The sequence below is a fragment of the Streptomyces sp. NPDC002092 genome (assembly GCF_053593775.1).
In genome coordinates this window covers 324,729-348,744 of sequence record NZ_JBSFDG010000011.1, presented here as the reverse complement: position 1 = coordinate 348,744, position 24,016 = coordinate 324,729, and the positions used below count along the sequence as shown (strand labels likewise).

General features: G+C 70.8%; 20 protein-coding genes, 3 pseudogenes and 1 riboswitch. Of the genes and pseudogenes, 10 read left to right on the top strand and 13 right to left on the bottom strand.

Features of this window, described 5'->3' with window-relative positions; all coding sequences use genetic code 11:
- Positions 1–91: 91 nt before the first annotated feature.
- Positions 92–1,177 carry a beta-glucuronidase AbsR1 gene (gene absR1 / locus ACWCRD_RS26615; RefSeq protein ID WP_450968277.1) on the top strand — a complete coding sequence of 362 codons (1,086 nt, stop codon included), beginning with the start codon at positions 92–94 and terminating at the stop codon, positions 1,175–1,177.
- A 485-nt stretch (positions 1,178–1,662) separates the two neighbouring features.
- Here the strand turns inward: absR1 and ACWCRD_RS26610 are convergent, their stop codons facing one another.
- Positions 1,663–2,271 (bottom strand): TetR/AcrR family transcriptional regulator, encoded by a 609-nt coding sequence (locus ACWCRD_RS26610; RefSeq protein ID WP_450968276.1) that lies wholly within the window; start codon positions 2,269–2,271, stop codon positions 1,663–1,665.
- 153 nt (positions 2,272–2,424) lie between these two features.
- Here ACWCRD_RS26610 and ACWCRD_RS26605 point away from each other — a divergent pair, with 153 nt between their 5' ends.
- From ACWCRD_RS26605 to ACWCRD_RS26595, 3 genes are all read left to right on the top strand, one after another.
- A complete protein-coding gene (locus ACWCRD_RS26605; protein ID WP_450968317.1) occupies positions 2,425–3,363 on the top strand; it encodes an NAD(P)-dependent oxidoreductase in 939 nt (312 codons plus the stop codon).
- Positions 3,364–3,473: 110 nt separating this feature from the next.
- Positions 3,474–4,991 carry an APC family permease gene (locus ACWCRD_RS26600; RefSeq protein ID WP_450968275.1) on the top strand — a complete coding sequence of 506 codons (1,518 nt, stop codon included), beginning with the start codon at positions 3,474–3,476 and terminating at the stop codon, positions 4,989–4,991.
- Positions 4,992–5,150: 159 nt separating this feature from the next.
- On the top strand, positions 5,151–5,657 hold the full coding sequence (locus tag ACWCRD_RS26595) for an AAA family ATPase (RefSeq protein ID WP_450968316.1): 507 nt from the start codon (positions 5,151–5,153) through the stop codon (positions 5,655–5,657).
- On the opposite strand, the gene ACWCRD_RS26590 is transcribed toward ACWCRD_RS26595, so the two are convergent.
- Together ACWCRD_RS26590 and ACWCRD_RS26585 are read right to left on the bottom strand one after the other, a co-directional pair.
- The gene (locus ACWCRD_RS26590; RefSeq protein WP_450968274.1) at positions 5,647–6,924 is read right to left on the bottom strand and encodes an MFS transporter; all 1,278 of its coding nucleotides are present in this window, start codon (positions 6,922–6,924) and stop codon (positions 5,647–5,649) included. The two genes, ACWCRD_RS26595 and ACWCRD_RS26590, sit on opposite strands and share 11 nt — an antisense overlap.
- A 74-nt stretch (positions 6,925–6,998) precedes the next feature.
- Positions 6,999–7,964: a cytochrome c oxidase assembly protein gene (locus ACWCRD_RS26585; RefSeq protein ID WP_450968273.1), complete on the bottom strand. Its 966-nt coding sequence runs from the start codon at positions 7,962–7,964 to the stop codon at positions 6,999–7,001.
- A gap of 202 nt (positions 7,965–8,166) precedes the next feature.
- Here ACWCRD_RS26585 and ACWCRD_RS26580 point away from each other — a divergent pair, with 202 nt between their 5' ends.
- Positions 8,167–8,682 (top strand): hypothetical protein, encoded by a 516-nt coding sequence (locus tag ACWCRD_RS26580; RefSeq protein WP_450968272.1) that lies wholly within the window; start codon positions 8,167–8,169, stop codon positions 8,680–8,682.
- Positions 8,683–8,685: 3 nt separating this feature from the next.
- Here the strand turns inward: ACWCRD_RS26580 and ACWCRD_RS26575 are convergent, their stop codons facing one another.
- From ACWCRD_RS26575 to ACWCRD_RS26540, 8 genes are all read right to left on the bottom strand, one after another.
- Positions 8,686–9,084, bottom strand: a complete 399-nt coding sequence (locus ACWCRD_RS26575) for an LLM class flavin-dependent oxidoreductase (protein ID WP_450968315.1) — start codon at positions 9,082–9,084, stop codon at positions 8,686–8,688.
- 50 nt (positions 9,085–9,134) lie between these two features.
- A complete protein-coding gene (locus ACWCRD_RS26570; protein WP_450968271.1) occupies positions 9,135–10,508 on the bottom strand; it encodes an NtaA/DmoA family FMN-dependent monooxygenase in 1,374 nt (457 codons plus the stop codon).
- Positions 10,509–10,528: 20 nt separating this feature from the next.
- Entirely contained in the window at positions 10,529–11,746 is a 1,218-nt protein-coding gene (locus tag ACWCRD_RS26565; RefSeq protein WP_450968270.1) for an LLM class flavin-dependent oxidoreductase, read from the bottom strand.
- Positions 11,747–11,936: 190 nt separating this feature from the next.
- Positions 11,937–12,674, bottom strand: a complete 738-nt coding sequence (locus tag ACWCRD_RS26560; RefSeq protein ID WP_450968269.1) for a GNAT family N-acetyltransferase — start codon at positions 12,672–12,674, stop codon at positions 11,937–11,939.
- Positions 12,675–12,714: 40 nt separating this feature from the next.
- Positions 12,715–13,737 (bottom strand): transporter substrate-binding domain-containing protein, encoded by a 1,023-nt coding sequence (locus tag ACWCRD_RS26555; RefSeq protein WP_450968268.1) that lies wholly within the window; start codon positions 13,735–13,737, stop codon positions 12,715–12,717.
- Positions 13,738–13,816: 79 nt separating this feature from the next.
- The gene (locus ACWCRD_RS26550; protein WP_450968267.1) at positions 13,817–14,614 is read right to left on the bottom strand and encodes an amino acid ABC transporter ATP-binding protein; all 798 of its coding nucleotides are present in this window, start codon (positions 14,612–14,614) and stop codon (positions 13,817–13,819) included.
- A complete protein-coding gene (locus tag ACWCRD_RS26545) occupies positions 14,611–15,591 on the bottom strand; it encodes an amino acid ABC transporter permease (RefSeq protein WP_450968266.1) in 981 nt (326 codons plus the stop codon). Before ACWCRD_RS26545 ends, ACWCRD_RS26550 begins: the two co-directional genes overlap by 4 nt.
- Before the next feature lie 351 nt (positions 15,592–15,942).
- A riboswitch (SAM riboswitch) is annotated at positions 15,943–16,052 on the bottom strand.
- 66 nt (positions 16,053–16,118) lie between these two features.
- On the bottom strand, positions 16,119–17,015 hold the full coding sequence (locus ACWCRD_RS26540; RefSeq protein ID WP_450968265.1) for a glutathione S-transferase C-terminal domain-containing protein: 897 nt from the start codon (positions 17,013–17,015) through the stop codon (positions 16,119–16,121).
- Between the two features lie 327 nt (positions 17,016–17,342).
- Between ACWCRD_RS26540 and ACWCRD_RS26535 the strand changes: the two are divergent.
- Positions 17,343–17,689, top strand: a pseudogene (locus ACWCRD_RS26535) (helix-turn-helix domain-containing protein); the annotation flags it as partial.
- A 104-nt stretch (positions 17,690–17,793) separates the two neighbouring features.
- Here the strand turns inward: ACWCRD_RS26535 and ACWCRD_RS26530 are convergent.
- On the bottom strand, positions 17,794–19,668 hold the full coding sequence (locus ACWCRD_RS26530) for an ABC transporter ATP-binding protein (protein WP_450968264.1): 1,875 nt from the start codon (positions 19,666–19,668) through the stop codon (positions 17,794–17,796).
- Positions 19,669–19,804: 136 nt separating this feature from the next.
- Here ACWCRD_RS26530 and ACWCRD_RS26525 point away from each other — a divergent pair.
- Both ACWCRD_RS26525 and ACWCRD_RS26520 read left to right on the top strand, forming a co-directional pair.
- Positions 19,805–19,993 (top strand): annotated as a pseudogene (locus ACWCRD_RS26525) (aldo/keto reductase); the annotation flags it as partial.
- Positions 19,994–20,196: 203 nt separating this feature from the next.
- Complete coding sequence (locus ACWCRD_RS26520) at positions 20,197–20,841, top strand: hypothetical protein (protein WP_450968263.1); 645 nt, start codon at positions 20,197–20,199, stop codon at positions 20,839–20,841.
- 41 nt (positions 20,842–20,882) lie between these two features.
- Here ACWCRD_RS26520 and ACWCRD_RS26515 read toward each other — a convergent pair whose 3' ends face one another.
- On the bottom strand, positions 20,883–21,902 hold the full coding sequence (locus ACWCRD_RS26515; protein ID WP_450968262.1) for a hypothetical protein: 1,020 nt from the start codon (positions 21,900–21,902) through the stop codon (positions 20,883–20,885).
- Positions 21,903–22,282: 380 nt separating this feature from the next.
- On the opposite strand from ACWCRD_RS26515, the gene ACWCRD_RS26510 reads away from it, so the two are divergent.
- Together ACWCRD_RS26510 and ACWCRD_RS26505 are read left to right on the top strand one after the other, a co-directional pair.
- A complete protein-coding gene (locus tag ACWCRD_RS26510) occupies positions 22,283–22,759 on the top strand; it encodes a hypothetical protein (protein WP_450968261.1) in 477 nt (158 codons plus the stop codon).
- Between the two features lie 164 nt (positions 22,760–22,923).
- Positions 22,924–23,988, top strand: a pseudogene (locus ACWCRD_RS26505) (arabinofuranosidase catalytic domain-containing protein); the annotation flags it as partial.
- Between the last annotated feature and the right edge of the window lie 28 nt (positions 23,989–24,016).

Sequence of the window (24,016 nt, the reverse complement as noted above, 5' to 3'; positions counted from 1 at the left end):
GTATGAGCGCGAGTACTCAACCCTGATACAGGGTGACTTGAGTAGCCCTCGACTCAGGCGCCTGTGACGCCGCCCACGGCAACCTGTGCGCATGACCGGACGCTACTGCTCCCTCGTGCAGCGGTCGGCCCCCGCTTTCACACCGGGGCTGACCGCCGAGCGGCTCAGTGCGCTCATCGGCGGACGGTCGATGTGGGTCAACGGCACCGTGCTGCACTACTGGTTCTTCGACGACGACACCGACGGGTCGGTCATTCCCGTACCGGGAACCGGGCAGTCCCGGCGGGTGTCGTGGGTCGGCGCCAAGGAGCAGCGGGACGTGGTGCGCGAGTGCTTCCAGGAGTGGCAGGGCCTCGGCATCGGCGTGTCCTTCGTCGAGGTCGGCGACCGCTCGGAGGCCGAGCTGCGCATCGGGTTCCAGCACGGTGACGGCTCCTGGTCGATGGTGGGCAAGGACTGTCTGCAGGCCGGGCAGAACGAGCGGACCATGAACTTCGGCTGGGACCTGACCGCGCCCGGGGAGCGCGGGACGGCCCTGCACGAGATCGGGCACGCGCTCGGCATGCTGCACGAGCACCAGAGCCCGTTCGCCGGCATCCACTGGGACGACGAGGCCGTCTACGCCGATCTGGCGGGCCCGCCGAACTTCTGGAGCCGGGACAGGACGTACTTCAACATCCTGCGCAAGCTCGACCCGGACGAGGTCAACGGCTCCGTCTGGGACCCGCAGTCGATCATGGAGTATCCGTTCCCGGACGGGCTGATCCTGGAGCCGGAGCAGTTCCGCGGGGGCCTGAACCCGCCCGGCACGCTCTCGCCGGCCGACAAGGAGTTCGTGCTGCGCTGGTACCCGCCGGCCGATGTGCCGCGGCCGCCCGCGCTGGTGCCCTTCCGCTCGGCGCCGCTGGGCCTCGGCCCCGGCGAGCAGGCCGACTTCACCGTCGACCCGCCTCAGACCCGCGAGTACACCATCGGCACCTTCGGCGCGAGCGACTGCGTCCTCGTGGTCTTCGAGGAGCGGGACGGGGAGCCCCGCTATCTCGCCGGCCGGGACGACGGCGGAGCACCGCACAACGCCACCATCGAGGCCCGGCTCGTCAAGGGCCGCCGCTACTTCGTCCGAGTACGTCTGTACTCCGCGTGGGGACCGGGGGAAACAGCGGTCATGTGCTGGTGACAGCACGGATCCGCCCCACGCGGCCAGCCGGCCCACAGTCCGGCGCCGGGGGAGCGGTCGGGGAACGGTTGCCTTCGGGGGAGGGAAACCGTTCCCCGACCCATGTCCAGGGGTCCCCGCCGCAAGTGGCCGTTCCGGGACGATGGCAGTTGCGGCCGACAGCTCCGACCTCTCGGCAAGCGCGAGCCCCGCGCAGCCCGGTTGTGGACACTCGTCGAGTGGGAGACCGACAGCGACGACGTGAGCGGGCTGGCGCAGGCGCTCGCCGAAGCGCTGGAGCCGGAGAACGGCTGGTACGCGGACTTCACCGTGGGGGACGAGCGCGTGGTCGTGTTCGCCGGGAAGGCCACGCGGCGGCAGCCGCATATCGGATCAGCCGGTATCGGCGCCGCGATGCGGCGGGCCGCGCCGAAGCGATCGTGTACGGGCGGTCGGTGGGGACCCCCGAGCATCGGCTCGACTGGAAGGAGTGAGCCGGGAGGGACTCAGGCGCCGTCCTTGTGCACCGCCGCGTCCAGAAGCGGGCCCAGTTCCCGGGCGACGCTCGTCAGGGCGCGGACGTTCTGCTCGGCGCGGGCGATGAGGATCGCCCCCTCCAGAGCTCCGATCATGAGCGTGGCGAGCGCCCCGGCCCGGTCCTCGGGTACGCCCATGTCCGTCAGGGCCCGGGCGACCGAGTCGGTCCAGGTGCCGAACGCGGCGGCCGCTGCCTCCCGCGTCGACGCGGTGGACTCGGCGCAGTCCACCGTGGCGGCGGCCACCGGGCAGCCGCCCGCGAATCCGGCGCTCTCGTACTCGTCGGTCCACTGGCGCACCATCTCGGCGAACAGTCCGCCGGGCGTGGGTGTGGGCAGCGCGGCGAGGAAGCGGTCGATGCGGTTGCCGGCGTATCTCCCGGCCCAGCCGACCGCCTCGTTGACGAGCTGCTCCTTGCCGCCAGGGAAGTAGTGCTGGAGCGAACCGCGTGGCGCCTGCGCATACGCGGCGACCTCCCGCATCCCCGTGGAGGCGACCCCGTCGCGCCGGATGAGCTGGGCCGCACCGAAGACCATCCGCTCCCGCGGTCCACGCCGCGGCGTTCGTGCCGCCGTCATCCTCGCTCTCCTCCCACCACTCCAAGCATCGACGACTCCCCGCACTCTATGACCGGCGTCATAGGACGGGCTACTATGACCGCTGTCATAGTCCGGAGCGGGGGCAGTCGGCCTCCGCGCCGGCCGGATCGGTGTCAGCCAGGGCGGTGGTACATCGTGTACGTGGGTTTCGTCGGCCTCGGGGTCATGGGGCAGCCCATGGCGCTCAACCTCGTCCGCGCCGGAACACCTCTGGTCGTCTTCAACCGGACCCCGGCCCGGTGCGAGCCCCTGCGTGCCGCCGGAGCCGAGATCGCGGCCTGCCCCGCCGAGGTCTTCGACCGGGCGGAGACCGTGATCCTCATGCTGGCCGACGAGAGCGCCGTCGACGCGGTACTGGGGCGCGGCACCCCGGATCTCGCCGCACAGGTCGCCGGACACACCGTCGTCCACATGGGCACGACCTCGCCGGAGTACTCGGCCGGCCTGCGGGAGGCCGTCCACGGCGCGGGCGGGCACTATGTGGAGGCCCCGGTCTCCGGGTCCCGGGTCCCGGCGGAACAGGGGCAGTTGGTGGCGATGCTGGCGGGGGACGACGACGCCGTGGCGGCCGTACGGCCCCTGCTGGCCCCCATGTGCCGGGAGACGTTCGGCTGCGGCCCCGTGCCGGGTGCGCTGCTGATGAAGTTCTCGGTCAACCTGTTCCTGATCACCCTGGTCACCGGGCTGGCCGAGGCGTTCCACTTCGCCGACCGGCACGGCCTCGACCCTCGGCTGCTGCGGGACGTCCTGGACGCGGGCCCGATGGCCAGCGCCGTCTCCCGGATGAAGGCGCCCAAACTGCTGGACCGCGACTTCGCCGTCCAGGCGGCGGCCGCGGACGTCCTCAAGAACAACCGGCTGATCGCGGAGGCCGCCCGCAAGGCGGGTCTGGCCTCCCCGCTGCTCGACGTCTGCCACGCCCTGTTCGGGGAAACGGTCGCGCAGGGCCATGGGAGCGAGGACATGGTGGCCGTGCTGCGGGCACTGGAGGCCCGATCGGACGGCGCTGCCGCCTCGGACCGTCCTGCGCCTGCCGGGTCAGATGTTTCCGCTGGGTTTCGGGTGCAGTGAGGCGCCCCAGGCGATGGTCAAGACTTGTACAGGAACGCTTGTGCGGTTGTGCGGCGGAGCCGATCATTGGCCGAATCGCATCCATACCCCGCGCGCACGCAGGAGCTCTCGTGACCGTTGGCCAGATCGCGTCCGAGCCGGCAACGGCCCAGACGGAGCGGCAGAAACTGCGCAAGCACTTCGGCCGCTTCGACATCCTCTTCTTCCTCCTGTGCACCATCGTCGGCGTGGACACCATCGGCACGGTGGCCTCGAAGGGTGCCGAGGCGTTCACCTGGCTGATCGTGCTGGCTCTTGTGTTCTTCGTGCCCTCCGCGCTGCTGACCGCGGAGCTCGGGGCCGCGTTCCCGGACGAGGGCGGCCCCTACATCTGGACCAGCCGGGCGTTCGGGCGTCTCGCGGGCGCCGTCAACAACTTCCTCTACTGGATCACCAACCCGGTGTGGCTGGGCGGCACGCTCTCCGTCTCCGCCGTCACGGCCTTCACCACCTTCTTCAACGACGGCAAGGACCTCAGCACGCCGGCCTTCTATGTCTTCACCCTGCTGTTCGTCTGGGTGGGCGTCCTCGCCGCGATCCTCTCCTTCGACGTGGGCAAGTGGATTCCCACCCTCGGCGCCTGGAGCCGTTTCGTCCTCCTCGGCCTGTTCACCGTCACCGTCGTGATCTACGGGATCAAGCACGGCCTGCACGGCTTCGGGGCCGGCGACTTCTCACCCACGTACGCGGGCTTCGTCGCTCTGGTGCCGGTCCTGATGTTCAACTACGTCGGCTTCGAACTGCCCAACACCGCGGGCGACGAGATGACCGACGCCCAGAAGGACGTGCCCTTCGCCATCTTCCGCAGCGCCGCCCTCTCCGTCGCGCTGTACGCGCTGCCGATCCTCGGTATCCTGCTGGTCCTGCCGGTCAAGGCCGTCACCGGCCTCGGCGGGTTCCTCGACGCGATCCGACAGGTCTTCACCGTCTACGGCGGCCACGTCGCCTCCGACGGCACGGCCACCCTCAGCGGTGCCGGCAGCCTGCTCGGGGACCTCGCCGCGATCATGTTCATCCTCACCGTGCTGTCGTCCGGCGTCACCTGGATCATGGGCTCCGACCGCGCCCTCGCCGTGTCCGGCTACGACGGTGCCGCGCCCCGCTTCCTCGGCGTCATCTCCAGCCGCTTCGGCACCCCGGTACGGGTCAACATCCTCAGCGGCCTGGTCTCCACCGTCGTCCTGGTGCTGGCCCACGAACTGACCCACGGCAGCGCGGCCAAGCTCTTCGGCGCGGTCCTCGGCCTCGCCGTCTCCACCACCCTCGTCAGCTACCTGGGCATCTTCCCGGCGCTCGCGGTACTGCGCCGCAAGGCCCCGGACGTCCCCCGCCCGTACAAGGCGCCCATCCCCGGCATCATCAGCGTCGTGCTCAGCGCGCTGATCCTGTTCGCCAGCGTGCAGCTGGTCGCTCCCGGGCTCGGCGACCACTGGTTCGGATCCGCGTACGCACCGACCGGCTGGAGTCATGCCGAGCGCTGGAAGTACCTGCTGACGGAGGCCGTCCCGCTCGTCGGGTTCATGCTCCTGGGCGTGCTCTTCTGGGCACTGGGCAAGCCGACCCGCGCGTCGCTCGCCGACGGGAAATGACCTGATCCACTCTCCCGCGAACGGCACTGCAGACCACCGCAACCGACCCAACCCTCCTAGGATGACAGGGAGTTGATCGTCCCCGGTCGCGTGCGAGGTGGTTGTGCCCATGTCCCCACACACCGTCACGACGTGCCGGCCCGGGCGGGCGATGAGCGCATGCTCGTCGTGATCGGCGGCCTGCCCGCCACCGGGAAGACCACCCTGGCCCGGCTCCTGGCCGCGCAGACCGGTGCGGTGCATGTGCGGGTGGACACCATCGAGCAGGCACTGGTCCGCTCCGGTCTGGCCCGGCATCCCGTGGGACCGGTCGGTTACGTCGTCGGGTACGCGCTGGCCGAGGAACATCTGCGGCAGGGCCTGTCCGTGATCGCGGAGTCGGTGAATCCACTGGCGGTAACACGGGACGCCTGGCGGGACGCGGCGGTGCGGGCGGGTGTCGCCTGGGCCGAGGTGGAGGTGATCTGCTCGGATCCGGCGGAGCACCGGCGGCGCGTGGCATCACGGTCGGTGGACATCCCCAATCTGCCGCTGCCGGACTGGGCAGAGGTGACCGGCAGGGAGTACGAGCCGTGGCACCGCGAACGCATCGTCGTGGACACCGCGAGGGCAACTCCCGAGGAGTCGCTGGCCGCACTGGTAAGGGCGATCACCGTCAACTCGTGACCGCGGGCTCCGATGTCGGCGCGGGCTGCGGAACGTCGCGCATGCGGCGGAGCGGGGAGAAGAACACGAACCAGCCGGCCGCCCACGAACCGATGAAGGCCAGCCAGAGTGCGGGCCGCACCCCGATCAGGGTGCCCAGCGCCCCGCCGAGGACGCCGCCGAGCGGCAGCGTGCCCCACACCACCCAGCGGACGGCCGCATTCATCCGGCCCATCAGCTCCGGCGGTGTCACCGACTGCCGGAAGCTGATCTGGGCGATGTTGTAGACCATCCCGGAGAAGTACGCGATGCCCCAGCCCAGCGGGAACAGCAGCACTCCCCAGCCCTGCCAGGCCGCCGCCGCAATGACCTGCGGCGCGCTGAAGACCAGCATCGACACCCAGATGATGCGCGCCGAGCCGACCTTCCCGGCGAGCCGGCCGGCCAACGCTCCTCCGGCGATCCCGCCGATCGCCGCGCCCGCCATGATCAGCCCGGTGAGCGCGGGGCGCACGTGCAGCACCCGGATGAGGAAGACCATCGCCAGCGCCGAACTCATGCCGCCGAACAGGTTCGTGGTGGCCGTGCACGCCACCACCCTGCGCAGAATGGCGTGCCCGAACACGAACCTCAGGCCCTCGGCGATCCGATTCCGCAGCGTCTCGTCCGCCGGTCGCGGTGGCGGCGGCTCCTCCCGGGTCCTGATCCCTAGGACCGACAGGACCGAGACCGCGTAGGAGAGCGCGTCGGCCGTCATCGCCCCCGCGGCGCCGAACACCCCGACCAGACCGCCGCCCAGACCCGGCCCCCCGAGCTGGGCGAACGCCTGCGTGGTCCCGAGCTTGCCGTTGGCGCTCATCAGGTGTTCGGGGCGGACGAGTGACGGCACATAACTCTGGTACGAGACGTCGAAGAACACCGAGCACACGCCGGCCGCCACCGCGACCGCGTACAGCTGCGCCATCGTCAGTACACCGAACGCCGCCGCCACCGGAACCGAGCCGACGATCACCAGACGGAGAAGGTTGCAGACGATCATGATGGAGCGCTTCGCGGTGCCGTCCACCATCGCACCCGCCGGGAGCGCGATGACCGCGAAGGCCAGGGTGGTGGCCGCGGTCAGCAGTCCGACCTGGAACGTACTCGCCTTGAGCGCGACGACCGCGAGCAGCGGCAGAGCGACCTCGGTGACCGCCGATCCCATCTCACTGACCGTCTGGCCGCTCCACAGCAGCATGAAGTCCCGCTGACGCCACAGGCCCCGCACATCCTTCGCTGCTTCCGTCACAGCACCGACCCCCCGCGTTCAGATCACGCCCCGCACTTTGCCATGGGAAGTGGCGGCGTGGGTCGGCCCAAAGGTCACTGCTGCCGGATGCGGCGGGCGATCTCGCTGTTCTCGGTCTCCCACCACGGGCGTACCAGGTCGGGCGACTCGGTCTGCCCCTCCGTCGGCGCCGCCGGGATCAGCTCCGCCGCCAGGCGGCGGTCAAGGGCGACGGTCGTCGCGCGCTCGGTGCGGGCCCACTGGACCAGGATGGCGAGCAGGAAGGGCAGGGCCACCAGCTCGGCGATGCCGACCATCGCGCCGCCGCCGAGCTGCTGGTCATGCTGGACGTCCCGGGACCAGGGCGGAGCGTGGTGCAGATACCAGGCGCCCGCGATCAGCGTGCCGTGGGTCATGACCACGATGCCGGGGACGGCGTCGACGATGCCGTCGAGGAAGACCAGCGCGGCCCGCACCGGGTGGGTGCACCAGGCGGGGAGCGTCTCCTCGCGGGTGAGCACCGGCACCACGAACAGGCAGCCGGCGAGCAGCAGGTGCAGATACATCAGCTGGTGCAGCCAGCCGTGACGCAGGGCGGTCTCGAAGTACGGGGTGAAGTACACGGTCAGTTCGGTCGCCAGCACCAGCGCCGTACTGACCAGCGGGAAGGTGAGCACGCGTACCAGGCGTCCGGTCATCGCCCGTTGGGCGCGCCCGGCGGCCCGTTCGGGAAGGGCGCGGACGGCCAGCCGCAGGGGGTCGCCCAGCGCCAGGCCCAGCGGTACGACGAGGTCGAGCAGGATGTTCTGCACCGCGGCCGGCCAGAACAGGACGCGGTCGTAGACGGCGAGGGCCGACATGGTCGCCACGACGAGGGTGCCGAGGCCGAGCACCGCGAACGCGGCGATGCGGGACACGGGCCAGCGTTCGCCCCGCCGCCGCAGCCGCAGGACGCCCCAACCGTAGAAGGTGCCCAGAAGCAGGACGAGCAACAGCGCGGGCAGGTCCGGTTGCCATGAGGACAGCAGTCGCCCCACGGTGAGTTCCGGCGGACTTACCATCGCGCGCTCCCTCCACGGCATGTCGGGCCACCCGACCGGACCCGGCCAGGCACTTTACGCCGCCCGCCGGCAGCCGGACCGCGCTGCGCCCGGCGATCGCCCTGCGTCATACCGAGCTCATGTCGAGCTCTTACCGAGACCTCCGGAGCGATCATTTTCGGCCAGTAGTCGACTACGCTGACCGTCGACCTCTGGGAGAGACATGTTCATGGCGCGTCGGCTGCTGGCTGCCGGAGTGGCGGCCGTCCTCATGGCCGGGCTCGGCGCATGCGGGAGCGGCGGGACCGGCGACGGCACGCAGGACGGCGTCGCCGCGCAGATCCAGCCGAGGCCGGAAACCGTTTCCGGGCTCCGGGACACCGTCCGCCACCTACCCCGGAAGACGGTCGCGGACACGCGGCCGCATCTGGTCAGGAAGTGCACGTCGGCCACCAAACAGGTCCGGCACATCTCGCGTTCGGGCTCCGGCACCCACAGGACGACCCGCATCTGGTACACCACCGAGCGCTACCAGAGCTGCCGGAAGGTCCGTCAGGGTACGGAGACGTTCCGGCGGGCCGTCCGGCCGGAGCGGTGGTGCGTGAGCCTCGACGACGTGAACGGCGTCAAGGCCCAGGACGATGTCTGGTACCGGGTCACCCGCGAGATCTACGACCGGGCACGGGCGGCGGACCGGCACACCCGTATGAAGTTCGCCCCGACCGGTTCGGGCTGCTGAGCCTCACCGCCGCTCCCACTCCTCGGCCGGCAGCTCGTACGACCGCACTCGGTCCGCGTGGTCATGGGTGATCGTCGTGATGAGCAACTCGTCGGCGCCCGTTGCCTGTTGGAGTTGTTCCAGCTGGTCGGCGACCCGCGCCGGGGAGCCGACGAACCGGGTGTCGAGGCGGTCCTGGACGAGGGTGCGGCCCTCGTCGGTCCAGGGGAGGGCGCGTGCCTCCTCGGGCGCCGGGAACTCGATCGCGCTCGCGGCGACGTGGCTCAGCACGACCGGCGGCGAGGAGGAGATGAACGGCCGCTCGTGCCGCTCCCCCACACCGAAGCCGTCGAAGCCCAGTTCCTCGGCGAGCAGGGCGTTGTCGAGCACCTCTCGGAACCGGTCGTGGGTGGACCTCCGCACCCGGGTGACCGGGTCCGCGCGGTGGACGATCGGGGTGATCGCGAGGGACTTCACGAAGCCGCCCGCTCGTCGGACGCATTGTCGGGGTGCGCGAGGCCCAGGTGGTCGCGGAGGGTCGGGCCCTCGTACTCCGTGCGGAACACGCCCTGTTCCTGGAGCAGCGGGACGACCTTGTCGGCGAAGACGTCAAGGCCGCTGGGGGTGATGTGCGGGACGAGGATGAAGCCGTCGCTGGCGTCGGCCTGGACGAAGTCGTTGATGGTCCTGGCGACGGTGGCCGGGGAGCCGATGAAGTTCTGGCGGTTGCCGGTCTCGATGACGAGGTCACGGATGGACCAGTTGTTGGCGGCGGCCAGCTCGCGCCACTCGCGGGCGGTGGCCAGCGGGTCGCGGTACATGCGCACCTGGGCGCGGCCCTTGGAGATGTGGTTGTCGCTGACGTCCGGGTCGATGTCGGGCAGCGGGCCCTCCGGGTCGTAGGAGGACAGGTCCCGGTTCCAGACGAACTCCAGGTGCTTGATGGCGGTGGCCCCGCTGACCTGCTGGCGACGCACCTCCTTTGCCAGCTCCTCCGCCTCCGCGTCGGTGTCGCCGAGGATGAAGCTCGCAGCGGGCAGGATGAGCAACTGGTCGGCGCGGCGGCCGTACTTGGCGAGGCGGTTCTTGACGTCCTTGTAGAAGCTCTGGCCCGCCTCCAGGGTGGCGTACCGGCTGAAGATCGCGTCGGCGGAGGAGGCGGCGAACTCGCGGCCCTCGTCGGAGTCGCCGGCCTGGAAGATGACCGGGCGGCCCTGCGGGGAGCGCGGGACGTTGAACTGGCCGTGGATGTCGAAGTGCCGGCCGGAGTGTACGAAGGAACCGGCCTTGGCGTCCTTCAGGAAGACGCCCGTGGCCTGGTCGGCGATGATCTCGTCGCCGTGCCAGGAGTCGAAGAGTTCGTGCGCGGTGGTGAGGAACTCCTTGGCGCGGGAGTAGCGCTCGTCCTGCGGGAGGAAGCCGCCGCGGCGGAAGTTCTCGCCGGTGAAGGCGTCCCAGGAGGTGACGACGTTCCAGGCGGAGCGGCCGCCGGAGAGGTGGTCGAGGCTGGCGAACTGGCGGGCCACCTCGTAGGGCTCGTTGAAGGTGGAGTTGATGGTGCCGGTCAGGCCGAGGTGTTCGGTGACGGCGGCGAGGGCGGCCAGCACGGTGAAGGTGTCGGGGCGGCCGACGACGTCCAGGTCGTAGATCTTCCCGCCCTGTTCGCGGAGCCTGAGTCCCTCGGCGAGGAAGAGGAAGTCGAACTTGGCGCGTTCGGCGGTCTGCGCGAAGTGGACGAAGGAGCTGAACTCGATGTGGCTGCCGGCCCTCGGGTCGCTCCACACCGTGGTGTTGTTGACGCCCGGGAAGTGCGCGGCCAGATGGATCTGCTTCAGCGGCTTGCTCATGTCGGTACGGTCCTTCCGGCTCAGGCGGTGGCGGCTGCGGCGTAGCGGTTGGCGGGGCGGGCGAGGCCCAGCAGGCCGCGCAGGGTGTCGGCCTCGTAGGCGGTGCGGAAGGCGCCGCGGCGCTGGAGTTCGGGGACCAGGCCCCGGCCGATGGCGGGCAGGTCGTGTCCGGCGACGGCGGGCCGCAGCCGGAACCCGGTCAGCCCTGCCTCGGCGAACTCCTGCAGCAGATCGGCGAGTTGGGCGGGCGTACCGGCGAAGATGCGTGCGTCGCTGGTGTACGGCTCTGCCGCCAGGGCGTCGAGACGGGCGCGGCGGTCCTCGGCGGCGGCCTGGTCGTCGTCGAGGAAGACCACCAGGTCGCCGAAAATGTGCAGGAGTTCACCGGCGCGCCCGGCGGCCTCCTGTTCGGCGCGGATCTCGGTGACGATGGCCCGCGCCTGTTCGGTGTCGTGCGGGGTGACGTAACCGACGTCGGTCTGGCGGGCGATCAGCCGGTACGGGACGGTCTGGTGTCCGAGCGAGGTGACGAGCGGCTGGCCCTGCGGCGGGCGCGGGGTGATGGAGGGCCCCTTGACACTGAAGTGCCTGCCCTCGAAGTCGATGTAGTGCAGCTTGTCGCGGTCGACGAAGCGGCCGGTGTCGACGTCCCGGATCTCCGCGTCGTCCTCCCAGCTGTCCCAGAGCCGGCGCACGACCTCGACGTAGTCGGCGGCCTCGTCGAAGAGCTCGGTGAGCCGTTCCTGTCCGGCCGGGCTCCGGAGTTCCGCCAGGTTGATCGGCGGGAAGGTGCGGCGGCCGAAGTGGTCGGCCTCGTGCGGGCGGGCGGTGATCTGCACCCGCAGGCCTGCGCGGCCGGTGCTGACGTAGTCGAGGGTGGCGATCGCCTTGGAGATGTGGAACGGCTCCGTGTGGGTGGCGATCACGGTCGGCACCAGGCCTATGTGCCGGGTGAGGGGTGCGATGCGGGACGCGATCAGTACGGCGTCGAGGCGGCCGCGGACCTCGTCGGTACGGCCGTCCGGCTCGCCGTAGTAGGAGGACTGCAGGCCGAGGCCGTCCTCGAGGGTGACGAAGTCGAGCAGTCCGCGCTCGGCCTCGGCGACCTGGTCGGCCCAGTATCCGGCGGTGAACAGGTCCCGGGGGCGGGCCACTTGCTCGCGCCAGGAGGCGGGGTGCCAGCCGGTGCCCTCGAGGGCCACGGCAAGGTGCAGACGGGAAGCGGGAGTTGAGGACACGAGGGTGCCTTCCTGGAGGTCCGTACGAGATCGCCGGCCCGGGCGTCACGCACTCGGGGCACGGCGCTGGGGAAACGGGGTCAGGGGCGACAGAGAGCGCCGGCGACGCGCTGGAGGTCGATGTGCAGCCGGAGGTAGGGGGTGCACATGGCCCTGCCTCCCGCCGTCGTAGCGCGTTCCGCGTCCCCGGTCACAACGCCCCCGCCCCGGCATCTGTTCCTGGTGTGCGCACCTGGAGGACGGTCGTCCGGCGGCGCAGGGTGAAGCCGATCGACTCGTAGAGCCGGATCGCCGGGGTGTTGGTCGCGGCGGCGTGCAGGAACGGGGTCTCCCCGCGCTCCCTGATGCCCGCCGCGACGGCCCGCACCAGCCGGGTCCCCAAGCCCCGTCCGCGGTGGCGCGGGTCGGTGCAGACGGCGCTGATCTCGGTCCAGCCGGGCAGGTGGAGCCGCTCGCCGGCCATGGCGATCAGCCGGCCGCGGTGCCGGATGCCGAGGTAGGTGCCCAGCTGGACGGTGCGGGCCAGGAAGGGCCCCGGTCGGGTGTGGGCGACGAGGTCCAGCATCTCCGGCACGTCGTCCGGGCCCAGGCGCACGGCCTCCGGGGCGGGCTCGGCCCGCAACCGGGTGTCGATCAGCTGGACGCCCTGGCCGCCGCCGACGACGTCCCACCCTTCGGGGACGCCGTCGGCTCCCTTGAGGCGGACGGTGGTGTCCGGGCCGAGCAGGGCGTGCAGATCGGCCCAGGCGGCCGGGGCCGCCGGGTCCGCGAGCGCGGCGAACGCGTACATGTCCGCCGGGTAGCGCGCCGCCTTGCCGAGCCGTCCGGCCCATGCCGCGTGCGGGCCGTCCAGTGCCGCCCAGACGGGGTTGTCCAGCGGGCGCGTGCCCAGGGCTTCGCCACCACGGACGTCGATCTGTTGGACCACGGTGGCGAGTTCCCTTTCGCTACGGGCCGGTGACGGGTGGTCAGGAGTTGTCGAGGGGCAGGCCGGGCGGGTTGACCTCGGACTTGGCGACGGCCTCGTTGGAGAGGTTCCAGGCGGCCAGCCACTTGGCGTACTGGCCGTTCTCGATCAGGTAGTTGATGGCGTCGGCGAGCGGCTTGGCGAGACCGCTGTCCTTCTTGGCGGTGGCGGCGATCAGGCCCTGCAGCGAGGCTCCGGCGCCCGAGTAGGTACCCGCGTTGCGCGTCGGGTTGGGCGTGTTCGCGGACTGGGTGATGTGGTACGCGATGCCGGGGTTGGGGCCGAAGAAGGAGTCGATCTTGCCGCTGTTCAGGGCGAGGTAGGTGCCGTTGCGGTCCGGGTAGTACTTGACGGTGAGCTTCTTGCCCTCGCTCTCCAGCTTCTTCTTCCACTCCAGGAGGAGCTTCTCCTGGTTGGTGCCGGCGCCGACGGAGACGGTCTTGCCGGCGAGGTTCTCGTAGTTGCCGTCGAAGTTCCACTTGCCGGCCTTGAGCACCTCGAAGCCCAGGTTGTCCTTGCGGTAGGAGGCGAACTCGTACTTCTTCTTGCGCTCCTCGGTGTCGGTGACGTTCGAGAAGGCCACGTTGACCTTGCCGCTGTCGATGCCGACGAAGAGGTTTTCCCAGGTGAAGTTCTTCAGTTCGGGCTTCAGGCCGAGGACCGCGGCGACCAGGCGGCCGAAGTCGGGCTCGGCGCCGGTGAGGGTCTTCTGGTCGCTGCCGACGTAGGCCAGGGGTGCGAAACCGGCGGGCAGGGCGCCGATTCCGATCTCCAGCTTGCCGCTGCTCTTGACGGACTTGGGCAGTTCCGCACTGATCGACTTCACCTCGGAGACCTTGAGGCTGGTCTGCTCGGCGGCGCCGTTGGAGAGCTGTCCGACGGTCACGGTCCCGTTGGCGGCGCCGGTCGTGGTGGCCGCGTCGCTGTTCCCACCGCAGGCGGCGAGCCCGGTGGCGAGGGAGGCGACCGCGGTCGCCGCGGTGATGCCGCGTATCAGGCTGCGTCGGGTGAAGTGGACAGACATGGCCGTTCCTTGTCGCTGAGAGGGTGAGGAGGTGGTGGCGTGGGGGGAGGTCGTGGGGCGCGCCAGATGCGTCAGGGGATCAGAGGACCTTGCTGAGGAAGTCCCTGGTGCGCTCGTGCTGCGGCCTGTCGAGGACCTCGGAGGGCGGGCCCTGTTCGACGATCCTTCCGCCGTCGATGAAGACGACCCGGTCGGCGATCTCGCGGGCGAAGCCGATCTCGTGGGTGACGATGACGAGCGTGGTGCCGCTGGTCGCCAGGTCCTTGATGACAGCGAGGACTTCGCCGACGAGTTCGGGGTCGAGGGCTGAGGTGGGCTCGTCGAAGAGGATGACGCCGGGGCGCAGGGCGAGGGCGCGGGCGATGGCGACGCGTTGCTGCTGACCGCCGGAGAGCTGGCGCGGGTAGGCGCCGGCCTTGTCGGCGAGACCCACCCGGGCGAGCAACTCGCGGGCCAGTTCCTGCGCTTCGGGCTTGCTGAGCCTGCCGGTGGCGACCGGGGCGGCGGCCACGTTGTCCAGGACCGTCAGATGGGGGAAGAGGTTGAAGTTCTGGAAGACGAAACCGATCCGGCCGCGCTGGGTGAGGATGGCCCGCTCGCTCAGCTCCTTCAGCCGGTCGCCGTGCCGCTTCACGCCGATCAGTTCGCCGTTGACGCTGACGTGGCCGATCTCCGGCTTCTCCAGGTGGTTGATGACCCGCAGCAGGGTGGACTTGCCGGACCCGGACGGCCCGAGGATCACGGTGACCTCGCCGGGCCGCACCGTCAGGTCGATGCCGTTGAGCACCCGGTGGGCGCCGTACCACTTGTGCACGTCGTGCACCTCGACGGTGGCGGCCTCGACGCCGGCCGGCGCCTCGAGGGTCCTGGCGCTCATACGGCGGCCTCCCTGCGGATACGGGCTCGCAGGTCGGTGAGACCGGTGCGGAGCTTCTGCAACGGTGTCGGCGGCAGGGAGCGGGTGGCGCCCCGGGCGTAGTACCGCTCGACGTAGAACTGGATGACGGAGACGACGCTGGTCAGGATCAGGTACCAGACGGTGGCGACCAGCAGCAGCGGCACGATGTCGCCGGGGTAGGTGGAGCCCATGGACTGCGCGGTGCCGAACAGGTCGAGCAGCGAGACGTAGAAGACCAGCGAGGTGCTCTTGATCAGGCCGATGAGCTGGTTGACATAGTTCGGGGTGATCGAGCGCAGCGCCTGCGGGAAGACGATCTCCGTGAACTGGTAGCTCTTCGGCAGGCCCAGGGCCGCCGCCGCCTCGTGCTGGCCCTGGTCGACGGAGAGGATGCCGCCGCGGACGACCTCGGCCGCGTAGGCCGCCTCGTTGAGGCTGAGGCCGATGACGGCGACGACCATGTCGCTGGCGAGCTTGGACTCGTCGAAGGAGAGGAAGGCCGGTCCGAAGGGGACGCCGACGCTCAACGTCTTGTACAGGGCGCTGAAGTTGTAGAGGAAGAGCAGCACCACGATGAGCGGTATGGAGCGCAGCGCCCATATGTAGGTCCAGCTGACGGCCCGCAGCACCGGGCTCTTCGAGAGCCGGGCCAGGGCGAGGACGATGCCGCCGGCCAGGCCCAACACCGCGCTGCAGGCGGCGACTTCGAGGGTGATGAGCAGGCCGTCGAGGATGTTCGGCCGCAGGAACCAGTAGCCGAAGCGGTCCCACTGGTAGAACGGGTTGGTCGTCAGGCCGTGCACGAACTGGGCCGCAAGGACGAGGACGACGGCGGTGGCGATCCAGCGTCCGGGCCGGCGCAGCGGCAGAACCCGCTGTGCGGCGAGGGGTTTTGACTGTTCGTCGGCGGGCGGCGCATCGGCGAGGGCGACGGTGGCGCCAGGGGGTTGACTCATGGTGGGCTCCGGCGGAGTCGGACACCCCACAGGCCGCGGCAGCCGTGCGCTGGAGCGGCTCGCTCAGCGCACGGGTGGGCAGGAACACCGGGGGCGGGGAGGACAACGGCACACCGCGCGGGCGGTGTTCGTCAGGGGGTGCGGGGGCTGCGGGGAGGTGTCAGCCCCGGCAGCAAGCACGGCCCGGTGCGGTACACAGTGCGCTGTTCACACGGAGCAGATCGACTGCGCGGTCGGCGGCGAACAGGTTCAGCAGGTTCGCGTACGGCTGTACGCAGCCCTGAGGGCGGCGCGCGGCCGTCCTGGGAGCTGCGTACATGGCGTCACCATCACTGTTCCGGCCCTTTGTGGGCCTCGCGCTTACCGAAACGTCATCCGGTCCGGTCGTCACCTGGGGCACCCCACCGCGGAGCGAGGGTTGCCGGTCAGCCAGCCAGGGCTTGTCGCTGACACTCATGACCGTTCTGGTTCGTAGTTAAAACAATTGCCCGAAGGAATGTCAACGCCGGTCCACTGTGTGGAACGACTCACGCGCTGTTGACCTGCGGTCCTGCCCCGTTTTCATCGGATGCATGGGCCGCCCAGTCCAGGACCTGAACGGCGGCTCCGGCGGCCTCCAGACCCTGGCAACGGGCGTGGTGGCGGCGGGCGATGCCGTCCAGGTCGAGATGGGCACCGAAGGCCGGATGGGCGGCCAGCCGGCGGGCGTAGGCCCACAGGGCGGGATGGCCGGCGATGCGCTGGACGGCACCGGCGTCCAGGTGATTGCGGTGCACGGTGTCGAGTTGGACCAGCGCGACCCACAACTCGACGTCCGCGGCGGTGATTTCGTCGCGGATCACGTACGTTCGCCCGACCAGCCACCGTTCCAGTGCACCGAGCGTTTCGAGCAGCGTCTCGAGCGCCGCCGCGCGCTCCGACTCCTCGCCGCCGGCCGATCCGGCGCGCTGGGCGGCGTCCTCGATGCCCTGCGCGCACATCCGCTCGACGGCCTCGATCTCCGACTCCGCGCCGCACGGGTAGGGCGAGGGGTGGTCGCTGCCGAAGCGGCGGGCGAGGTCGCGCATGATGTCCGGGGCGTGTGTGCTGACGATCCGTCCGGACCAGTCGTCGCTGAGCACGGGCGCGACGGCCGGGCCGGTGTAGTGGTGCGCGCTCGCCTCGTACAGCGGGCGCAGGGCGCGGTGGCCGCCTTCGGGAGTGTCGGGGACGGCGGGCAGGAAGGTCGCCGGACAGACGGTGTCCAGGCCGAGCAGGCTGTGGGTGACGGCGATGCGCAGGCCGTCGGGACACGCGGTCGACAGATGGAGGCGGTAGCGGCCCGGTACGGCGTAGTGGCCGCTGCGGGCGTCGCTGCCGATCCGGCCGCGGAAGGCGGGCGCGGGCCGGGCGGAGGTGTGGGCGGCCAGAGGTGTGACGGACATGGAACTCCCCGGGAGAGGGCGCGGACGTACGCGCGGCGGAAGCGACGTCGGGCGAACTCAGCCCTGGGGGCTGATCGCACTGCAGACACGCTGCAGATCGATGTGACGGCGGGAGGTGAGGAGAGGCGGACGGATCACTCGGACGGTGACCGGCTCAAGGCACCCCATGCGTTTCCCTACCCATTCACTAGGATTCTCCTCTGGAGTGTCGGTCCGGCTCGGAGCCACGTCAAGGGGCCCGTCCCGCAATGCGGACAGCGCGGTGGACACACCCAGGCCGGCGGGCCGCCGGCCGCAGCGTGCGCCGCCGTCGCCGAGGAGGGCAGCATCACCCGTGCCGCGGCCCGTCTGCGGCTGAGCCAGCCCGCGCTCTCCCGCACCCTGCGCCAGCTGAAGGACCATCTGGGCGGCCGGTCTCGTCGACCGCTTCACCCACCGCCTCGAACTCACCGCCGAGGACCATGTCTTCCGCGACAAGGCCGCCGCCGCCCTCGCCGCCGTGGACAGCTCTGGACGCGGGCAGCCTGCGGACCTGGCCGCTGTGCCTGGGCCACCCCTGGACGGCACTCGGTGACCCCACCGTCGCGTTGCTCCGCCGCTGGGACGAAACGCCCCCGGAGGCCCCACCGCAGCTGCTGCGCATCGACGACCGTACGGCGGGACTCACACAGGGATGGTGGCCAGGATGGCCACCGGAGACCTCCGCCCCGCACTCCCCAGCGGCAGAACGAGAGGGAAGTGCAGGGCGGAGAGGCCCCCAGACGGGCGTGACCGCCGGTCAGTGCAGGTCGGCCCGGGCGGGACTGTCGTCCAGGGCAGCGTCTTCCCTCGCACTCTCCACGACGGCACTGTCGTCCACGGCACTGTCGTCGAGGAACCCTCCCGACTGATGCTGCCACAGCTTCGCGTAGGCGCCCTGGGCCGCGAGCAGTTCCTGGTGCGTGCCCTGCTCGACGATCCGACCGCGGTCGAGGACGACGAGCCGGTCCATGCCGGCGACCGTGCTCAGCCGGTGCGCCACCACCAGCGCCGTCCGCCCCTCCATCAGCCGCCACAGCGCCTCCTGCACCAGGACCTCGCTCTCGGAGTCCAGGGCGCTGGTCGCCTCGTCGAGCAGCAGGATCGGCGCGTCCCGCAGGATCGCCCGGGCCAGGGCGACCCGCTGGCGCTGTCCGCCGGACAGCTTGATTCCGCGCTCGCCGACCATGGTGTCGAAGCCGTCCGGCAGCGCGTCGGCGAACTCCGTGACGTGCGCCGCCTCGGCCGCGCGGCGGATCTCGGCGTCGGTGGCATCGGGCCGGGCGAAGGCGATGTTCTCCTTCAGCGTGCGGTGGAACATCGCCGGGTCCTGCGGCACGTAGGCGATCAGTCCGCGCAGGTCGGCCTGGCGCATCCGGCTGATGTCCTGGCCGCCGACCAGGATCCGGCCGCCGTCGATGTCCATCATCCGCAGCAGGAGCCGTGACAGCGTGGTCTTGCCGCCGCCCGAGCGGCCCACGAGACCGATCTTCGTGCCGCTGGACACGGCCAGGTCGAGGCCCCGGAACAGCGGGTCCCCGCCTCCGTGGGCGAAGGTCACCCGTTCGAAGCGGACGTCGGCGGGCCCCGGCAGCAGTGGCTCCGGCGACGCCGGGTCGAGCACGGTCGGCGGAACCAGCAGCAGCTCGGTGAACTGTGCGGCCTCCGTCATCGAGCTCTCCAGACGGCGGTAGATCTGGTTGAACTCGAACATGATCTTCGTGGCGTTGCTGTAGTACGTGAAGGCGACGACGACCGCCTCCACCCCGTGCTCGCCCCCGCCGAGCGCGACCGCGAGCAGCAGGCCCAGCACGTTGGTCAGTACGGACATCGGCGCGACCAGCGTGTCGATGCGCAGGTTGCCGTAGTCCCAGGACCTCAGTGTGAGCCGCCGCGAGTGGGCGACCCGGGTGCGGTGCTCCGCGGCCTCGCGGCGCTCAGCGGCGAACGCCCGGACCGTGTCCATGTTCATCAGGCTGTCGGCGACATGCCCCGACACCCGGGCGATCGCCTCCTCCCGCTGGTCGACGAGCCGCTGGCGGCGCCGGATGAGCGGCGCCACGCACAGCGCCGTCACCGCGATCATCACCAACAGCCCGACGACGAGCAGCGGGTCGTAGCGCCACAGCACCATCGACCCGAACAGCAGCGGTACGAGGCTGCCCATGACACTGAACGTCAGTGTGTCGGCGAACTCCTCGAAGCGGGAGGCGAAACTCAGCACCCGCTTGGTGAGGGCCCCGGCGAAGTTGTCGTGGAAGAAGGCGGCGTCCTTGGCGAACAGCTCGTCCATGCCGAGCACGTACAGGTGCTCGATGCCGAGGGCGTCGAGGCGGTTCAGGCAGTGCAGACCGATCCGCCACAGCGCCTCCGCCAGCAGCAGGACACCGGCGAAGGCGAGGACGTACGGCAGTGTCGAACCGATGCGGATGTCGGCGTTCCCGGCGATACGGCCGACGAGCTTCGCGACGACCAGCGGCGCGATGTAGTTGATCCCGATGTTGCCGAGTGCCGGGAGCAGCATGCCGGGCACGGTCCACACCCGTAGCCGGCCCAACTCCCGTCCGTAGTAACGAAGTGCGAGGAGCACGGAGCCCCTGCGCGGGGGAACCTTGCTTGTTTGAGGTGATCCCATCCCGATCCCGTGTGGTTGTGCGGCGGGATGGGAGTGTCCCGCGACGACACCCACGGCGTCCAAGCGTTTTTTGGGCTGATGGGGCCTTCGCCCCATGTGTCACTCGGGATCCGCACGGCGGCAGCCCGTCGGCTCAATCGCCCTGCGGCTGGGCATCGGTTTCGTCCCGTACTCCCCGCTGGGCCGCGGCTTCCTCACCGGTGGGGTGAAGCCGGCCGCCGAGTACCCGGCCGCCGACATGCGCAGCTGGGACGGGCGCCGGCAGCCGGGCAACTACGAGAAGAACCTGGCCGCCGTACGGGAGTTGACGGTCCTGGCGGAGAGCGTCGCCGCCGGCGGGACATCGTCCGATGCCTCTTGACGTTGCGCCACACCCCGACTGACACTCTCGCCACACGACGTCCCACAACCGTGGCAACCATGTGCCCTTGGCCAAGGCACCCGTTGTCGCGGGCGTTCCCCATGCCCTCTTGCCTCGTCCGTCACCCCCACACACGACGGCTCACCCCCCACACAGGAGGCCCCCACATGACTTCACGACACACCGCGGAGCGCACTGAACGATCAGGCCTCTCCCGGCACGGCAAACTGGCCGCCGCCGCGCTGGCGGCCGCGCTGCTGGCGGGACCGGGCACAGCCCAGGCGGCTCCGCAGCAGACCGCGCCGGTCGCCCGGGAACGGGCCGCCGCGGCCACCATCACCTGGACCCTGGAACGGGCAGGCAGCCCCACTCAGGACCAGCAGACGGCGTACGACCTGATCACCAAGGCCATGAGCGCCGCGGTGGCCCGCTACAACAACCTCAGCGACCTCGGCAAGAGCATCACCGTCCGCTACGACCCGAGCGTCCCCACCGCCGACGGCAACAACAACGGGACGATCCGCTTCGGCAGCAACCGCAGTTACATGACCGAGCGGACCGCCCTGCACGAGATCGCCCACACCATCGGCGTGGGCACCAGCGCCAACTGGAACTCCCTGTCGAGCGGCGGGACTTGGCACGGCGGGCAGGCCACGGCCCTGGTCAAGCAGTTCGACGGCCCGGACGCCACGCTGTCCACCGGCGGCGTCCATTTCTGGCCGTACGGCCTCAACTACGAGAACGAGTTCTCGAACACGGCCGCCGACCGCCACGTCCAGATCGTCGCCGCCATGGTGCGCGACGGGCTCTGACGGCGGGGCCGGTCGCCCGAGCGGGAGCCGCGCGGCCAAGGTCAGTGGTCGAAGCCGATGTGCACGTGGTCGTGGTGGGTGTTGTCGCTGAAGAACTGGTTGGCGGCCCCGCCGCCGGACAACAGGACGGGTCCGCCGACGTTGTAGGAACCGGCCGCTGCCGCGTCCCGCATGAAGCGCTCGATCAGCGTGCGGGGCGTGGCCGGATCGACCACCGCATGACCGTCGATCTGCCACACGTCGAACGCCCTCCCGAGCGGATGGTCGCTGGGGCGGCTGGTGCCGAAGACGTCGAGGGGATGGCCGGAGCGGACCACGCTGACGTACATCCGGTAGGTGCCCGCCAGACGCAGCATCGCCGTCGGCACGCTGTCGTGTACGCGCCCGCTGTGCAGGTCGGCCTGCGCGGCGGGCGGCAACTCGATGCGGGAGTCGGACAGCACCGCGCGGACGCGGGCGGGGAGCGCCGACACGGCGGGTCCCGGCCGGGCCGGGTGCAGGGCGGTGACCGTCCAGCCGGAGGCCGCCCGGGCCAGCCGCACGTCGACCGTCGTACCGCCGGCACTCACCCTGCCGCCGCGCCGGGTCCACTGACGGCATACGACGAGCACGCTCGCGGAGTCGGTGAGGATGCCGCCGTACTGCGCGTCGACCACCTGCAGCACGGCCGCGTCCGCGTCGGGCAGCAGCGGCCCTGCCTCGTCGACAAGGCCGGCGGGCAGCCGGAGCGCGGCCACCCGCGCCCCGGCCGCCGCCGCGCCACCCTTGCCCGCCGGCCACGCCCCGATTGCCTCGACGACCTGAACGGCACGGAGCTTGGCGGCCGGAGTGACCTCGGCCGAGGTCGGGCGCCACGGCGTGGTGCGCGGCAGGGCGGCGACCTGCGAGGCGGAGGGGGACGCTGCGACGGAAGGGGCGGAGGCCGGGCCGGAACGGGCGGTGCCCGAGGCTGAAGGCGCGGTGTGCGAGGAGCCGCCGGAGCAGGCCGCCACGCCGACGAGAGTGCCGGTCGCGCCCAGCAGCACGGCACGGCGGGACGGTGGGCCGGGCTTGCGCGTCATGCCATCCAGTGTCCGTCAGCGAGCGTCCGACCGCCCTGCTGGGTCTGGCGGAAGGCGCCCGGAGTCATGCCGGTGCGGCGGGTGAAGAACTTGCCGATTCGCCCGGCAGATCGTCCGCATCGCTCCCGGCGGTCGCGCCCATGTGCTGGCCACGCTCCCGGCCCCGGCGAAGGCGAGCAATCCGAACCTGGGCAAGGCCTTCGCCGGCGGTATCGCCCGCGCCGACGACGGCACCCTGTACGTCACCTACGCCACCGGCACCGCCGACCTCACCGGCGTCTGGGCCGTGCGCCCCGGCGGCCGCCCGCACCGTATCGCCGCCCTGCCCGCCGACGGACTGCCCAACGGCCTGGCGCTGGACCGGCGCACCGGCCGCCTCTATGTCACCGACTCCGTGCACGGCCATCTACCGCCTCTCCACGCGCGGCGGAAAGGCCGTGGTGTGGGTCAAGGGCAGGGACCTGGAGCCCAGTTCGTTCGCCGGCGCCAACGGGCTGAAGCTGCACAACGGCGCCGTGTGGGCCACCAATCTCGACAAGGGCACCGTGCTGCGCATCCCGGTCACCGCACACGGCGCGGCGGGCCGCATCCAGGTCCGCGCCTCCGGCATGCCGTACATCGACGACTTCGCCTTCACCGGCCGCGGCGACACCCTCCTCGCGGCGCGCGACGACAACCAGGTGGACCTCGTCCGCCCCGACGGCACCCACACCGCCGTACTCACCGCGGCCGACGGCCTGCGGACCCCCACGTCCATCGCCGTCCACGGCAACACGGTCTACGTCCCGAGCGCCGCCTGTCTCACGGACAAGGACCCCAACCTGCTCCTCGCCCGCCTCGACCGCCTCGACCGCTGAGCGGTCGCGGTACTTCAGCGAATCACGCGGCAGGCATTGACGTTTGTGGCGGGGTTCCTATCATCCTCAGAGTCCGAAGACCCGATCGCCGTTCGATATTCCGGACTACGATCCCCTTCCGGCACTGCGCGAGACCGCACCCCCCACCACCGAAGGAGCCGCTCATGCCCTTCCGTCCACGGTTACGTCCCCTGCGGCACGCACTGTTCGCCACCGGCGCCGCCGCCGCGCTCTGCGTCGGCCTGCTCACCGCCGCCGCACCGGCCGCACCCGCCGCCACCTCGCTGCCCTGCGACCTCTACGCCGCCGGCGGCACCCCCTGCGTGGCGGCGCACAGCACGACCCGTGCCCTGTACGCCTCCTACAACGGGCCCCTGTACCAGGTGCGCCGCGCCTCCGACAACGCCACCCGGAACATCGGCGTGCTCAGCGCGGGCGGGGTCGCCAACGCCGCGGCGCAGGACTCGTTCTGCGCCGGCACCAGCTGTCTGATCACCGTCATCTACGACCAGTCCGGCCGCAACAACCGACTCACCCAGGCACCTCCAGGCGGCTTCTCCGGGCCGGCCGCGGGCGGCTACGACAACCTCGCCAACGCGACCGCTGCGCCCATCACGGTCGCCGGACACAAGGCGTACGGGGTCTACGTGGCGCCCGGCACCGGATACCGCAACAACAACACCAACGGGGTCGCCAAGGGCGACCAGCCCGAGGGCATGTACGCGGTCCTGGACGGCACGCACTACAACGGCGGGTGCTGCTTCGACTACGGCAACGCCGAGACCAACAGCCGGGACAACGGAAACGGCACCATGGAGGCCATCTACTTCGGCAACATCAAGGTCTGGGGGTACGGCAGCGGCAACGGCCCCTGGATCATGGCCGACCTGGAGAACGGCCTGTTCTCCGGGGTCAACCAGCACTACAACGCGAACGACCCCTCGATCAGTCACCGTTACCTCACCGCGGTCATCAAGGGCGGCCCGGGCCGCTGGGCCATCCGCGGCGGCAACGCCCAGTCCGGCTCCCTGTCCACCTTCTACAACGGGGTCCGCCCCAACGTCGGCGGCTACAACCCGATGAAGAAGGAGGGCGCCATCATCCTCGGCATCGGCGGCGACAACAGCCACGGCTCCGCCGGCACCTTCTACGAAGGCGTCATGACCTCCGGCTATCCCTCGGACGCCACGGAGAACGCGGTGCAGGCCAACATCACCGCGGCCGGGTACGGCAGGTAGTCGCGGCATCGAGGTGCCG

Coding starts and splice junctions, on each gene's coding strand:
- ACWCRD_RS26585 (WP_450968273.1), bottom strand. CDS start 7,964: ATGGTAAGTCCGCCGGAACTCACCGTGGGGCGACTGCTGTCCTCATGG.
- ACWCRD_RS26595 (WP_450968316.1), top strand. CDS start 5,151: ATGCTCGTCGTGATCGGCGGCCTGCCCGCCACCGGGAAGACCACCCTG.
- ACWCRD_RS26515 (WP_450968262.1), bottom strand. CDS start 21,902: ATGACGCGCAAGCCCGGCCCACCGTCCCGCCGTGCCGTGCTGCTGGGC.
- ACWCRD_RS26555 (WP_450968268.1), bottom strand. CDS start 13,737: ATGTCTGTCCACTTCACCCGACGCAGCCTGATACGCGGCATCACCGCG.
- ACWCRD_RS26580 (WP_450968272.1), top strand. CDS start 8,167: ATGTTCATGGCGCGTCGGCTGCTGGCTGCCGGAGTGGCGGCCGTCCTC.
- absR1 (WP_450968277.1), top strand. CDS start 92: ATGACCGGACGCTACTGCTCCCTCGTGCAGCGGTCGGCCCCCGCTTTC.
- ACWCRD_RS26570 (WP_450968271.1), bottom strand. CDS start 10,508: ATGAGCAAGCCGCTGAAGCAGATCCATCTGGCCGCGCACTTCCCGGGC.
- ACWCRD_RS26520 (WP_450968263.1), top strand. CDS start 20,197: ATGACTTCACGACACACCGCGGAGCGCACTGAACGATCAGGCCTCTCC.
- ACWCRD_RS26510 (WP_450968261.1), top strand. CDS start 22,283: ATGTCACCGACTCCGTGCACGGCCATCTACCGCCTCTCCACGCGCGGC.
- ACWCRD_RS26540 (WP_450968265.1), bottom strand. CDS start 17,015: ATGTCCGTCACACCTCTGGCCGCCCACACCTCCGCCCGGCCCGCGCCC.
- ACWCRD_RS26610 (WP_450968276.1), bottom strand. CDS start 2,271: ATGACGGCGGCACGAACGCCGCGGCGTGGACCGCGGGAGCGGATGGTC.
- ACWCRD_RS26550 (WP_450968267.1), bottom strand. CDS start 14,614: ATGAGCGCCAGGACCCTCGAGGCGCCGGCCGGCGTCGAGGCCGCCACC.
- ACWCRD_RS26545 (WP_450968266.1), bottom strand. CDS start 15,591: ATGAGTCAACCCCCTGGCGCCACCGTCGCCCTCGCCGATGCGCCGCCC.
- ACWCRD_RS26530 (WP_450968264.1), bottom strand. CDS start 19,668: ATGGGATCACCTCAAACAAGCAAGGTTCCCCCGCGCAGGGGCTCCGTG.